This is a genomic window from Thermococcus atlanticus (genome assembly GCF_054657855.1).
Map to the genome: position 1 here is coordinate 528,491 of NZ_BAAHXX010000001.1, position 12,072 is coordinate 540,562.

Here is a 12,072-nt window from a genome sequence, read left to right on the forward strand (position 1 = left end):
CCCTTAAAGGATTAAACGCCGTAGACTTCCTCCAGCACCCTGTTGATCACCTTCATCTCTCTTTCAATTGAGTCGAGGATTTCGCGGCTTATCCTGACTCCTCTCAGCCTCTCGATGAAGAGCAGCGAAATCAGGTGATCCTGAATCGTGAGCTTGTCCTCCGGCCTCCAGTTGGGTTCCCTGTGGTGGGGTTTTGTCCCGTTCGCATACTTGAGCATGGTGTTGAGGACCTCCTCCGATATCCAGCCTATCTCATAGTAAAATTCGAGCACGTTCTCAAGGTTCTGCATGCCTGCCCTGTCTATGAGGAAGCCGAGCCACTTGAGTGCTATCATGGTGGATGTCATATCCTGGGGGATCTTCTCCAGCCTGGCCTTTCCATTTGAGTAAACCATTAGAGCTTCCCTAACCTCACGGGGGATTTCAAATTCCTTTTCCATACCAACCTCCTCCTTACTCACATGCTGGACATCAGGGGGGGTTACACCCTTATCCACCTCAATACTCTGAACGCTGGAGTATTCCGCTGTTTGAGGCCTCTCAAGCAGCAGCTCGCGTATCTCTTCTAAGTACCTGCCTATTTCTTCCACCCGTTTGTCGAGGTTGATGAGACGGCTAACCTGACCCGAGTACGTCTGTACAACCCTCTCGATGATTTTATCAACCTGTTCCGGACTCAGGATGTCCTTCTTGCTGAGGAGCTTTTTCCTGAGGTCATCTATGAGCAGATTCGGCACTTTCCCTCTCAGTTTCCTGAGCCTCTCCTCGATCTCTATCTCTGTTATCATACCTCCCCCTCCTTCAGCACGTCATATATCAACTCGTCGACGTTGATTCCATGGGTTGCGAGCAGCCTTAAATCGGATTTTATCTGAGTTATCTCTGTTCTGAGCTCCTCCACCTGCTTCGAGAGATTGTGGATTTCATTCACCAGCGGATTTTCCTTTTCCTGATCCTTGAAGGGATTCACCTCCTGGGATACAACCTCATAAAGCATCATGACATCCTTTATCGTCCTGTTGAGCTTCTCCATCTCCTCCTTGAGCTCCTGAATCTGGGACTTCAGTGTATCAATGCTCACCTTTATTCTCGGGATGTCATTTTCTATCTCGTTGATCCGGGTCATGACCTGTGTCAGAAGCTCATCTTCCTTTTTCCTCTCTTCCGGCTCTTCCTCTGGCTCATTCAGCTCCTCCAGCTTGATTATCTCACGGTTGTCCTCTTTTTCTCTTTCCTTCACCTCTTCCCCATTCTTTTTCCTGAACTTATCCTTCAGGTATGAGAATGACATTCTGCTCCCTCCTGGGAAATTAAGAGGAAAAGAAAGATTCAAAAAATCAAAGCGTTTTCAGAATTACTGGAGCTCCACTATCTTATCTGTGGTACTGAGACCGTATGCTGTTGGGGTAACGACCTTGGCGTAGCCCGGAGCACCTTTCTCAGGCACAATTTTGATTGTTATCGGGGTTCTCGGCTCAACACCGCCGAAGACTGCTGTCAGGTTGACCGTGAGAAGTGCTATGTCTCCTGCTGTGAGGGTTGGAATGTTGGCGTTCAAAGAGTTATCCGCATCCTGAACGATTAATATACCGAAGTGGCTGCTGTCCACCTCGGTTGAGTTCCATGCAGCGAGGGTGGTATCAAACATACTGCCACTGAGGGTAGCTTTGGCGTTTCCGTAGGCGAGGACAACCTGCTTCTGACCATCGTCAAGGTAAACTTTTGTCTGGGTCAGGTCGATTGGACTGCTGCCGGCCTGAAGTGAAACCTGAATTGTCATCATGGTCAGGTTGTTTGCACTGGGTGCATAGCCTGTCACCGCATCAATCTTTATTCCCGTTGAAACCTCCTGTGTTGTCTGCCTGCCCGTGGCCATAGCTCTCTGCTGGAGGTAACCGCTCGTGTTGATGAGGACTGCTGCCGCCACTGCCGCCACTAACACCATGGCTATAAACACAATCAAGGTGCCAATCCCAATGGCACCCCTCTTCCTTCTTTGTAAAATTCTCATCCTTCAAGCACCTCCCATAGGGGTTTTGCAATATAGAATAGTTACCTTTGGATATAAATCGGTTTTTTGTTCTTATATATGTATGTAGTAATGTAGCTACATATGTAGGTTCTGACTAAGAAGGCTGGTAAGGGCTTTGAATGGGCATGCATTCACATTTTGGTTATGAGGAGCACAGAGCTGCCGAGCTCTTTAATCCTGAACTCCTCTCCGCTGGCTTCAAGGGCATTTAATACGGCACTCCTGCTTGGGAAACCGACAAAGTCCTTCGTGAGTCTCTCAAAGAACTCCCATGCGCATATGTTTGGATAATTCTCCCTGAAGGGCTCGACGATTATAAGTTTTCCACCGCTCTCAAGGGCATCCATTGCGGTTTTGACAACCCGGTTTATGCTGTCAACGTACTCGAGAATGAAGCTCATTATGACGGCATCATACCTCCGCTTGGGAATGATTTTTCTGATGTCGAGTTCTCTAAGGGTAACCCAGTCCATCCCGGAGCTTCTTATCCTGCTCTCGGCAATGCTTAAAATGCCGGGAGAGAAATCAACACCCACATATTCCCCGTTGGGCCCCACATGCTGTCCTATTTCAACAGGGGAGACCGAACCACAGCCCAGATCAAGAACCTTCATCTCGTCCTTCAGTCCCCCGGCTTTTACTATTATCTCCCTGTAGAGACTGTTGAACTCCAGGGACAGCCGCATATCCCAGAAATCCGCATCCTTATCGAAGTCCATCAGAACCTTCGGGTGTTCGGGGGTTATGGAGGCATAGTCGACCATCCTGTAAATCTCCTCGAAAATGGAGACCCAGCCGGGGGTTATGTACGGAATATTTTCGGGGGAGATGTTGAGGGTGTAGGAAAATTCGTCAAGGATAAGCCTCCCGCCGCTTTCCTTTATGATGCCCATCTTCACATAGGTGTTTATCAGGTTTCTCAGCAGGGCTTTATTCCCCACCGGAACGGAGGTTAAAATATCACCGCAGCTTTGATCAGCGGCAAGCTCCACAAAGATGCCGTATTTCAGGCCGAGCTGGAGCAGGTGCAGCATCGAAATGCGAACCATAGCGAAGATATTTTTATCGAGCTTTTTGATTAAAGCATCCATCCTATCACCTCACATGAACCTGTTGTAATACAGATTATATGATTTGAGAAGCTCAACAACCTTTTTTCCATAATCTGTGAGCCGGTAATATTTGAATCCATCCTGTTCAACAATCTCCACGAGGCCGAGGCTCACGAGGGAGCTGCTCCCGTTGTAGCGATTTCCAAGCCCCACGAGGGCACCCTTAACATTTGAGGGATCCGATTTAACAACCCTTGCAATTTCAGCAAGATATATGGGGGATGGATAAATTTCGTTCAAATAGAGCAGAATTCGTTTCCTAAGTTCACTCCGGTTGATGGCTCTTATCACAAAGGGGTCTATATACATGTTGCAATCCCCCCATAAAATAAAAGATAATTTTAGTATATAGTGATTTAGTCCATCGTTTTGTTGGAAATTATCGTATATAAGCGTTACTGTTTGAAATTAAATACAAAAAACTACAAGCCAAAAAAAGATTCACCAATTTTGGGAAATTCTCCAAAAGAGTAAATCAGCTCCCCGTTGATGAAAACCATCTCAACGTCTGAACCATTTGCAGCATAGACGAGGTGCGACAGATGATGACCTTCGGGCAGGAAGTGGAGCTTCCGGGTGTTTATAAGCACCAGATCCGCGAGATAGCCCTTCTCAAGGATGCCTGCCTTAATTCCCAAGGCCTTTGCCCCTCCGGCCGTTGCCCAGTGAAACACCTCCTTTGCCCCGATTTTATCGGGCCCTGCCTTCACCTTGTTTAAAATGGCGGCCATCTTCATCTCCACAACCATGTCAAGGGAATTATTGGAGGCGGCACAGTCGTTCCCCAGCGCCACATTCGCCCCGAGCTTCCAGAGCTCCACCGTTGGGGCGATTGAGCCCTCCAGCTTTGCCAGACTCGTGGGGCAGTGCGCCAGCGTTGCCCCCCTCTTGGCGAACAGTCCGACCTCCTTCTCATTAAGATAGACTCCGTGAGCGGCTATCAGGTTCCTGCCCAGAACACCGGCTTTCTGGAGATATTCCACGGGATAAAGCCCCTCCCGTTCCTTAACCTCTCTAACCTCCTCCCTGCTCTGGGAGAGGTGTATATGTATCAGTGCATTTTCCCTTTTTGCAAAATCTCCAATCTCCTCCAGCAGGTCACGGGATACCGTGTCCGTTGCGTGAGGAGCAAGTGTGGGGGTTATGAGCTCCTCATCCTTCCACCGTTTGAAAAACTTGAAGCCTTCTTCTGGTTCTGCAAGCGGGAAATCAACAAGGTCCATAACCGTCTGACCTATAAACGCCCTAACTCCAATTTCCCGGGCAGCCCGGGCTATCTCATCGGCAAAAAAGTAATGGTCATTTACCGTCGTTGAGCCATTGGAAACGGCCTCCATCAGGCCAAGAAGGGCCCATCTTCTCAGCTCCTTCCGGCTCCATTCCCTCTCCATCGGCCATATCAGGTCATTCAGCCATGTGCTTAACGGCAGGTCATCCCCTAGCCCCCTGAATCGTGTCATTGCCACGTGGGTGTGGGCGTTTATCAGTCCGGGGATTATGAGGTAATCCCTTCCGCCGAAAACCTCATCCACGTCATACTCCCCTATTCTATCCCGGGGGATGACGTCGTAAATCAGCTCCCCTTCAATCAGGACTGCGGCATCTTCCACAACTCCCCTTATATCCATGACGGTTCCAGTGACAGCCTTCATCCCACCCACCGGTTAGGGATTGCCAGCTTCTGTATTTAAATGTTGTCAGAATGCCAATCACAAAAGCGAATGATTTAAATACCATTCAACCGCCATGCCTATCATGCCCCTGTTACTGCAGCCCAAAGCCGAGCGGTTTAAAGCCCTCTCACTCTGGATGAATAGGCTCTTCTGACATAGTGGATAGATTAATAAGCTGAGCGTTTAACTTCAAGGAGGTGTTTATGATGATTGATAAGGTTTACTGTTCCGATGTTCGGCCCGATATGGAAGGTAAGCGCGTTAAACTCGCCGGATGGGTTTACAGGAAGAGGGAAGTTGGAAAAAAGGTGTTCATAGTCCTCCGCGACTCAAGCGGGATAGTCCAGACGATATTCAAAAAGGAGCTGAGCGAAGAGGCCTATACCGAGGCAAAGAAAGCCGGGATAGAGTCGAGCGTCATCATTGAGGGCACCGTGAAGGCAGACCCCCGCGCTCCCACAGGGGTCGAGATTCAGGCGGATAAGATTCAAATCATCCAGAATGTTGACTTCTTCCCGATAACGAAGGATGCAAGCGACGAGTTCCTGCTCGATGTGAGGCATCTCCACATCCACTCGCCCAAGGTTGCTTCAGTGATGAAGGTCAAGGCGACGATGATGCAGGCAGCGAGGGAATGGCTCCTGCAAGATGGATGGTACGAGGTCTTTCCGCCGATACTCGTTACAGGGGCAGTTGAAGGGGGTTCAACACTCTTCAAGCTCAAGTACTTCGACAGGACTGCCTACCTCAGCCAGTCCGCCCAGCTCTACCTTGAGGCAGCGATATTCGGCCTCGAAAAGGTCTGGAGCCTAACCCCAAGCTTCAGGGCCGAGAAGAGCAGGACGAGAAGGCATCTGACGGAGTTCTGGCACCTTGAACTTGAGGCCGCCTGGATGGACCTCTGGGACATCCTGAAGGTTGAGGAGGAGCTCGTAAGCTACATGGTGCAGCGCACGCTGGAGCTCAGGAAGAAGGAGATAGAGACATTCAGGAAGGACTTCACAACGCTCAGGAATGCGGTTCCGCCGTTCCCGAGGATAAGCTACGACGAAGCGATAGATATACTCCAGAGCAAGGGCGTTCAGATAGAGTGGGGCGAGGACATGGGCGCGGACGAGGAGCGCATTTTAACCCAAGAGTTCGAGGCCCCGTTCTTCGTCTACGGCTATCCGAAGCACATCAAGGCGTTCTACATGAAGGAAGACCCTGAAGACCCTAGAAAGGCACTGGCAGCCGACATGCTTGCGCCTGAGGGCTACGGCGAGGTCATCGGAGGTTCCCAGCGTGAGGACAGCTATGAGAAGCTCGTTCAGCGCATCCTTGAGGAGGGCATGGATCCGAAGGACTATGAGTGGTACCTCGACCTCAGGAAGTACGGCAGCGTTCCGCACAGCGGCTTTGGCCTCGGACTTGAGAGGCTCGTTGCATGGGTTATGAAGCTCGACCACGTCCGCTGGGCAACGCTCTTCCCGAGGACACCGAGCAGGCTGTATCCGTAGCAACCTTTGCGGGGCAAAGGTTGATCAAAGTTTGTGATTCCTTCTCAATTCTTCTTGTTACAAGGGTTTTGCATTTGAGTTTTGGACTCGTGGTCAGGAATGTGGGTTTAATTCGGCCGATTAGCAGGGTTTGCTTTTGTTTAGCGCTCCTTTGGAGCGCATGTGCAGTGAACCCTCTGAAAAAAGGTCAGAAGAGAATGCATTCCAAGACCAAAATTGCGAGTTAAGTAAAAACCCCTTACAAAAGCTCCACTTAAGAAGAATCACGAGCCTTGATCAAACTTTTTGCCAGCAAGCTTTAATAAAGCTTGAGCAAAGGTTTGTAGCTCGTTTTACTGGGTTGAAGTGAGGGTTTCACTTTCCCAAGTGCTCACAATCAGATGGGAACACGTTAAAACGCTTCTAACTTGAGGGTTTACGTCCCTTCCGGCGCCCTACGGGCGTCTCTTTGCAGTAATCCCTCATAAAAACTCCTCAAAGAGTTCTCAATTCAAGCGACAGTTTCAAGCAGGAAAATACACTCAAAATTTACACTTCAAGAAGGAGTTATCAACCTTGATCAAACTCTGCGGGAGTGTTGTCCCTTGCGTCGGGCAGAGCCCGACGTCGCGCAGGCTCACAAGCTTTTGGGAAAAGCCTGACCAAAGGGATGCTGTTGGAGTGGCTGGAGCTTACAGCGTGCGTTAATCAACTTCGGGGGTTTGAGAGTACAGCAACCTTTGCCTTGCCAAGCATGACCAAAGTTTGTGATTGCTATTTGAATTGGCCGTTTAAATGGTGCACATTCAAATTTAGCATTTAGAGAGTGATTTCATTCGAAATTTACCGTTAAGCTTTGAGTCCGTTTTTTATTTCTGACGCCCGTAGGGCGTCGTATTAAAGGGACTCAACATGAACTGTCCAAGAAAGAGGAAACCCAAAATAGAATTAGTAGCGTTATTTGATGACGTGCACCCTAAGAAGAATACCATTCAAGAAGAAATCACAATCTTTTGATCAAACTTTTGCCCTGCAAAAGTTTGTATTACTGGCGGGCCCGGCGGGATTCGAACCCGCGACCTCCGGCTTAGAAGGCCGGCGCCCTATCCTGCTAGGCTACGGGCCCATCGGACTTTACTCTTCATGAGCCGTTTAAAAAAGTTGTGGTCGCTGTTAAACCTATCCTGTGGACGCTCCTCTCCGGGCGGGCGTGTCTAAGATTGTTGATGTTTGTATGGTTGGGGGGTAAACTTTTCAAAAGATGCACTCTAACGATGCAAAAATTCCAAGTGTGCCACTACACCAACTCAACTTTTAGACACACTCCTCTCCGGGCAAAAATATAAATATCCGAAAAGCGTATTTCCTCTGATGCCGATGTTTTTCAAACCAGACGACGCTGAAACCAGAAGGGTAGAGCTTGTTGAAGAGCTCACGGAGTTAGTTGGCTCCCTTGAAGGGGGGAGCGTGTCCGGCATCATAACCACCGATGCCCTATCCCAGGCGATTCTTCAGTATTCGGCAATTGCAAACGCCCTGAATTCTGAAGTCCCGGCCTATTATCTGTCCCCGGCAAACAGCTTTTCTCTGAAGCTCCTTTCAAAGCTGACGGAGAAGAGGGATGTCCTTCTGGGCAGGATTTACAGCATGGATGATCTGCTGGGCGCGCTGAAACGTGTTGAGGATGACTCCCTGGTTTTTGTCGCCGGCTTCTCCGTTCTCATGGACAGATCAGCCGAAGGGATGCTTGCATTAAGAAGGATTGTGGATGACAGAAATCTGATGCTGGTTCTCTCTCACAGCACGCTGGAGCTGAACGAGCTGGATTTAACCGGTGAGTTCAGGCGCCTGTTTATAATTCCGGGACTCTTTGAGCTGCTGATGGTCATGAGGACAAACTCCTACCGTGGCCACTACAGACTGAACCTGAGCATAATAAAAGCCCCTCCCGACTTCATAAGAAACATAGGAGAACACAGCATCCCGATAGACAGCAGGGCCAAGCTGTTTTTGGGATGATAGGTCTTAATACAGCTTTATGTGGCCAAAGCCAAGGCCGTAGCGCACGTAAAGGGCGATTCCCAGGATCACGCCCGTCATGAGCAGAGCCGCGTAATCCCTCCTCTTCATCTCAATCGTGTATAGAAATGTCCTCTCCTTCCTGGCCCCAAACGCTCTGCTTTCGAGCGCAATGCTGAGCTCGTGGGCGGTTTTTATTGAGGCTATCAGGAGCGGCACGAGAACGGCACTCATCTTCCGCATCCTCACCAGGATGTTTCCCTTCTCCATCTCCCACCCTCTTGCCTTCTGGGCATCCATTATGTTGAGGGCGAGCATGTACAGAGTCGGGATGTAGCGGAGGGCGATTGTCATCGTCAGTCCGTATTCATAGGGCATTTTCAGTTTTATAAAGCCCAGAATAAGCTCCCTCTGGGTTGTGGTCATCAGCAGGGAGAAGGCGATGAGGCCGAAGGTCAGGAGCCTCAGACCGTAGGCAACACCTATCAGCGCCCCCCTGTACCACGGGTCATATACAAAGGCCCACACGACAATTGTTATAATGAGAATCGGGAAGAGCGGCTTCAGAACCCTGTACTGCTCGCGGGGGGTTATTTTTCCCAGCATATAAACGAGGAGAACAGTCAGAAAAAAGAGGGGTATCAGAACCTCCGGAGAGTTGAACAGGAGGAGCATGATTACCGCTGAAGCGCTGCCTGCGAGCTTGACCCTCGGGTCGAGGCTGTGAAGCACGGAGTCCCGCTCAACGTAGAAGTTATACATCATCTCGCAAGCCTCCCCACAAATTCCTCCACGGTTCTCACAAAGCCGGTTCCGATGGAGAAGCTTATCCTGAGCAGTTCCGGCCTGTCGAGACCGTAATCTCTCAGCTCAATGGAGAAAAACTCATCAACCGGCCCATCAAATATCTTCTTTCCTCCATGGAGGAGAACGACTCTCCGGGCAAGCTCCAGGACGAGGTCCATTTCATGTGTTATGAGGAGTATTCCGTGGCCCTCCCTGTGCAGGCTCCTGATGATATCCCTTACGCTCTCAGCGCTTTTTTCATCCAGGCCTGTTGTTGGCTCATCGAGAACAAGGTATTTCGGCTTCATTGAGAGAACACAGGCTATGGCTAACCTCTGCTTCTCCCCGCCGCTGAGTGAGTAGGGAGTCCTGTCCTCGTATCCCTCCAGATTGACCTTTTCGAGAGCCCACCTCACGCGCTCCTCTACCTCATCCCCGCCGAGTCCCAGATTCCGTGGCCCGAACGCCACCTCCCTGAAAACGCTCTCCTCAAAGAACATGTGTTCCGGGTTCTGGAAGACGTAACCCACAATGCGGGAAAGCTCGGCCACGCTGTGCTCCTTCGTGTTCAGACCATCAACTATTACCTCGCCCTTTGTGGGCTTTAGCAGGCCGTTGAGATGCTTTGCGAGGGTCGTCTTTCCGCTCCCGTTGGGGCCCACTAACGCAACGATCTCGTTCCCCATCTCAAAGTCTATCCCTCTGAGCGCTTCCTTCCCGCCCTCATAGATGTGCCACAGCCTCTTGACCTGAATCATCACTCCCCACTTCCAGGGTTTCTTTTAAAAACGTTCCGAGGTTGTTGAAGAGCCTCCTCGAAACCTCCAGTAACGCCGGGGCATCACCGAGTTCTATCATGAGTGATGTTGCATTCTCCGGAACAGGATTGGCCACGTTGAGGCCCACACCCACTATTGCGTAGCGCACCATGTCAAGCTCACCCGCAACTTCCACAAGGACTCCGGCTATCTTTCTGCCTCTTATATAAACGCCGTTTTCAATAGCCTCCGATGAAAGCCCGTATGTCCCAAGTGTCCTCATGATGGCCGAACAGACGGGGGGTAAAAGCCTCCCAGCATCTGCCAGCCTGAGCTTTGGTCTTAATATGAGTGAGAAATAAAGGCCGCCTTCCCTGGAGACCCACCTCCGCATAAGCCTGCCCCGCCCCGCTCTCTGCTTTTCTGCTATCACAAACGTCCAGCTCCTCTCTCCCCTCTCCGCAAGCCGTCTGGCAACATTCATGGTTGACCCTGTCTCCGTCAGATAATAGCTCCTTACCTCAAGCTCCCATGGATACGGCTTTCCGGGCTCAGATAAAAGCCTGTACCCTTTCGGGGTTGCTTTTATCCCGTAACCGAGCTCAATAAGCTCTCTCACATGCTTCCAGACCGCGACCCTTGAAACCCCGAGCTCCCCCGCTATTTCATCTCCCGAGACGACTTCTCTTTCCCTCAGGGAGGAGAGGAGGTGCCTTTTTATTCTGCTGTCCTTTAAGATGCTCTTCATCGCCACCCGAATTTCGTTAACTAAAGGGTTTTAAAGATTAACGGAAGAGGGATTTCGGTGATTAAATGAAGGCTAGGGAAGTTGCATATGCGGCTCTCTTCGTGGCTTTAACCGCTGTCAGCGCCCAGATAGCGATTCCCATCGGGAGCGTTCCAGTAACCCTTCAGGTGCTCATGGTTCTGCTGAGCGGTTTCCTCCTCGGGTCAAGGCTCGGGTTCATCACCCAGTTTCTCTATGTGGTAATGGGTGCGGTGGGCTTTCCGGTTTTTGCCAATTTCAGCGGGGGGATAGAGGTCATATATGGCCCAACGGGGGGCTATCTGCTGGCATTTCCCCTGGCTGCCTTCATAGCAGGGTGCGCGGGTGAGAGAAGCAGAAACATGTGGCTGTATTTTATCGCCGCGCTGGGGGGAATTGGGGTAATATACCTGTTAGGATGGCTGAGGCTCGGTTTTTTCATCGGAGGGGACTTCAGAAAGGCGTTTATGATGGGGGTTCTGCCATTCATTGGGGTCGACCTGATAAAGGCAGGCGTTGCCGTTGCAATCGCGGAGAGGGTTAAGGGTAGCGGGGTCGTGGCTATATGATCCTCAGCGTCCTCTCCACAAATTTTGTATCGAAGGAGCTTCTAACTTTAAAAAAGCTCAGCGTCACCTTTGGGTTCCGGGAGGAGAGGACTTCGATGCTAACCGTTTCGCAGTCGAGGTGCCTCGCTATGCAGCCGAGCTTCCTCTCGTTCTCGGCCAAACAGGTTTCCAGCGCTCTCTTTAAGGGCTTTGCCTCATAAAAGGCGTGTGTCACCTCAAGGGTTCCGTCGTGCCACGAAGGTATGAGCGCCTCGCTATCGCCCTCCAGAAACAGGGTCGAGAGGTAATTCACAAGGAAGGGCATCACAAGGGGCATGTTACCTTCCACCAGAAAGACCTCACCGGAGCCTGGAAGGGCTTTGTAGAGAGCTTCAAGCCTGTTTCTTGCCCTGACCTCAACGGGGTTCGAGATGTGGAGGGAATATTCTCTCAGCCGGCCCCTCCTGATTATCGTGAAAACATCATCTATACGCTTTGCTTCCAGAAGCCTCCTCTCGACTATGCCCACCATCGGCTCTTCATTTAGGGGCAGGAGGTAGTTTTCCCATCTCCTCTCAGGAAAGGCCAGGATGTATGCGTGCATGAATTACAGGACGCTGGGGAGCTGATAAGTTTTTCCCCGATGATGGGCGTGTCTGAAAGTTAAGATTGCTTCATTTTACGGGCATCATGCTTGAAGTTTTTGCATATTTGGTAGTGCATCTTCCAGAAGACTTTACTCCTCCATCATACAAACACCAACAGTTTTAGACACGCCCTCCGATAACCTTCCGGAATTTTCCGCTTCATACGGATAATAATGGAAAAATCCCACGTTTTCCGGGGAATGATAGGGAATCTCCAAGCCCCGGATTCAAAGACGTACATGTGCCATACTCT

13 protein-coding genes and 1 tRNA gene are annotated in these 12,072 nt (G+C 50.5%); 3 read left to right on the forward strand and 11 right to left on the reverse strand.

Annotated elements, in window-relative coordinates:
* Positions 1–11: 11 nt before the first annotated feature.
* The 6 genes from ACYQ27_RS02810 to ACYQ27_RS02835 all read right to left on the reverse strand — a co-directional run bounded on the left by ACYQ27_RS02810 (position 12) and on the right by ACYQ27_RS02835 (position 4,796).
* A complete protein-coding gene (locus ACYQ27_RS02810; RefSeq protein ID WP_460040964.1) occupies positions 12–788 on the reverse strand; it encodes a FlaD/FlaE family flagellar protein in 777 nt (258 codons plus the stop codon).
* Positions 785–1,291, reverse strand: coding sequence for a flagella accessory protein C (locus ACYQ27_RS02815; protein ID WP_456396414.1), 507 nt, complete (start codon positions 1,289–1,291; stop codon positions 785–787). The genes ACYQ27_RS02810 and ACYQ27_RS02815 overlap by 4 nt, the downstream gene beginning before the upstream one ends.
* A gap of 63 nt (positions 1,292–1,354) precedes the next feature.
* Positions 1,355–2,011 carry a flagellin gene (locus ACYQ27_RS02820; RefSeq protein WP_456453600.1) on the reverse strand — a complete coding sequence of 219 codons (657 nt, stop codon included), beginning with the start codon at positions 2,009–2,011 and terminating at the stop codon, positions 1,355–1,357.
* Positions 2,012–2,163: 152 nt separating this feature from the next.
* Positions 2,164–3,123, reverse strand: coding sequence for a class I SAM-dependent methyltransferase (locus tag ACYQ27_RS02825; RefSeq protein ID WP_456453599.1), 960 nt, complete (start codon positions 3,121–3,123; stop codon positions 2,164–2,166).
* A 9-nt stretch (positions 3,124–3,132) separates the two neighbouring features.
* Positions 3,133–3,453 (reverse strand): helix-turn-helix domain-containing protein, encoded by a 321-nt coding sequence (locus ACYQ27_RS02830; protein WP_456453598.1) that lies wholly within the window; start codon positions 3,451–3,453, stop codon positions 3,133–3,135.
* 113 nt (positions 3,454–3,566) lie between these two features.
* A complete protein-coding gene (locus tag ACYQ27_RS02835) occupies positions 3,567–4,796 on the reverse strand; it encodes an amidohydrolase (RefSeq protein WP_460041771.1) in 1,230 nt (409 codons plus the stop codon).
* Between the two features lie 227 nt (positions 4,797–5,023).
* Here ACYQ27_RS02835 and asnS point away from each other — a divergent pair, with 227 nt between their 5' ends.
* Positions 5,024–6,316 carry an asparagine--tRNA ligase gene (gene asnS, locus ACYQ27_RS02840; RefSeq protein WP_460040965.1) on the forward strand — a complete coding sequence of 431 codons (1,293 nt, stop codon included), beginning with the start codon at positions 5,024–5,026 and terminating at the stop codon, positions 6,314–6,316.
* Positions 6,317–7,344: 1,028 nt separating this feature from the next.
* Here the strand turns inward: asnS and ACYQ27_RS02845 are convergent.
* Positions 7,345–7,421 (reverse strand) — tRNA-Arg (locus ACYQ27_RS02845).
* 245 nt (positions 7,422–7,666) lie between these two features.
* Here ACYQ27_RS02845 and ACYQ27_RS02850 point away from each other — a divergent pair.
* A complete protein-coding gene (locus tag ACYQ27_RS02850) occupies positions 7,667–8,314 on the forward strand; it encodes a hypothetical protein (RefSeq protein ID WP_456452052.1) in 648 nt (215 codons plus the stop codon).
* A 6-nt stretch (positions 8,315–8,320) separates the two neighbouring features.
* On the opposite strand, the gene ACYQ27_RS02855 is transcribed toward ACYQ27_RS02850, so the two are convergent.
* From ACYQ27_RS02855 to ACYQ27_RS02865, 3 genes are read right to left on the reverse strand one after another with little or no spacing between them, the layout of a single operon-like run.
* On the reverse strand, positions 8,321–9,079 hold the full coding sequence (locus ACYQ27_RS02855; protein ID WP_456394422.1) for an energy-coupling factor transporter transmembrane component T family protein: 759 nt from the start codon (positions 9,077–9,079) through the stop codon (positions 8,321–8,323).
* Complete coding sequence (locus ACYQ27_RS02860) at positions 9,076–9,858, reverse strand: energy-coupling factor ABC transporter ATP-binding protein (RefSeq protein WP_456452054.1); 783 nt, start codon at positions 9,856–9,858, stop codon at positions 9,076–9,078. Before ACYQ27_RS02860 ends, ACYQ27_RS02855 begins: the two co-directional genes overlap by 4 nt.
* Positions 9,824–10,606 carry a biotin--[acetyl-CoA-carboxylase] ligase gene (locus tag ACYQ27_RS02865; RefSeq protein WP_456452072.1) on the reverse strand — a complete coding sequence of 261 codons (783 nt, stop codon included), beginning with the start codon at positions 10,604–10,606 and terminating at the stop codon, positions 9,824–9,826. The genes ACYQ27_RS02860 and ACYQ27_RS02865 overlap by 35 nt, the downstream gene beginning before the upstream one ends.
* Before the next feature lie 65 nt (positions 10,607–10,671).
* Here ACYQ27_RS02865 and ACYQ27_RS02870 point away from each other — a divergent pair, with 65 nt between their 5' ends.
* The gene (locus ACYQ27_RS02870) at positions 10,672–11,193 is read left to right on the forward strand and encodes a biotin transporter BioY (RefSeq protein ID WP_456452056.1); all 522 of its coding nucleotides are present in this window, start codon (positions 10,672–10,674) and stop codon (positions 11,191–11,193) included.
* On the opposite strand, the gene mobA is transcribed toward ACYQ27_RS02870, so the two are convergent.
* On the reverse strand, positions 11,186–11,776 hold the full coding sequence (gene mobA, locus ACYQ27_RS02875; protein ID WP_456452058.1) for a molybdenum cofactor guanylyltransferase: 591 nt from the start codon (positions 11,774–11,776) through the stop codon (positions 11,186–11,188). The genes ACYQ27_RS02870 and mobA overlap by 8 nt on opposite strands.
* Positions 11,777–12,072 lie beyond the last annotated feature (296 nt).

Coding starts and splice junctions, on each gene's coding strand:
- ACYQ27_RS02810 (WP_460040964.1), bottom strand. CDS start 788: ATGATAACAGAGATAGAGATCGAGGAGAGGCTCAGGAAACTGAGAGGG.
- ACYQ27_RS02815 (WP_456396414.1), bottom strand. CDS start 1,291: ATGTCATTCTCATACCTGAAGGATAAGTTCAGGAAAAAGAATGGGGAA.
- ACYQ27_RS02820 (WP_456453600.1), bottom strand. CDS start 2,011: ATGAGAATTTTACAAAGAAGGAAGAGGGGTGCCATTGGGATTGGCACC.
- ACYQ27_RS02825 (WP_456453599.1), bottom strand. CDS start 3,123: ATGGATGCTTTAATCAAAAAGCTCGATAAAAATATCTTCGCTATGGTT.
- ACYQ27_RS02830 (WP_456453598.1), bottom strand. CDS start 3,453: ATGTATATAGACCCCTTTGTGATAAGAGCCATCAACCGGAGTGAACTT.
- ACYQ27_RS02835 (WP_460041771.1), bottom strand. CDS start 4,796: ATGAAGGCTGTCACTGGAACCGTCATGGATATAAGGGGAGTTGTGGAA.
- asnS (WP_460040965.1), top strand. CDS start 5,024: ATGATTGATAAGGTTTACTGTTCCGATGTTCGGCCCGATATGGAAGGT.
- ACYQ27_RS02850 (WP_456452052.1), top strand. CDS start 7,667: ATGCCGATGTTTTTCAAACCAGACGACGCTGAAACCAGAAGGGTAGAG.
- ACYQ27_RS02855 (WP_456394422.1), bottom strand. CDS start 9,079: ATGATGTATAACTTCTACGTTGAGCGGGACTCCGTGCTTCACAGCCTC.
- ACYQ27_RS02860 (WP_456452054.1), bottom strand. CDS start 9,858: ATGATTCAGGTCAAGAGGCTGTGGCACATCTATGAGGGCGGGAAGGAA.
- ACYQ27_RS02865 (WP_456452072.1), bottom strand. CDS start 10,606: ATGAAGAGCATCTTAAAGGACAGCAGAATAAAAAGGCACCTCCTCTCC.
- ACYQ27_RS02870 (WP_456452056.1), top strand. CDS start 10,672: ATGAAGGCTAGGGAAGTTGCATATGCGGCTCTCTTCGTGGCTTTAACC.
- mobA (WP_456452058.1), bottom strand. CDS start 11,776: ATGCACGCATACATCCTGGCCTTTCCTGAGAGGAGATGGGAAAACTAC.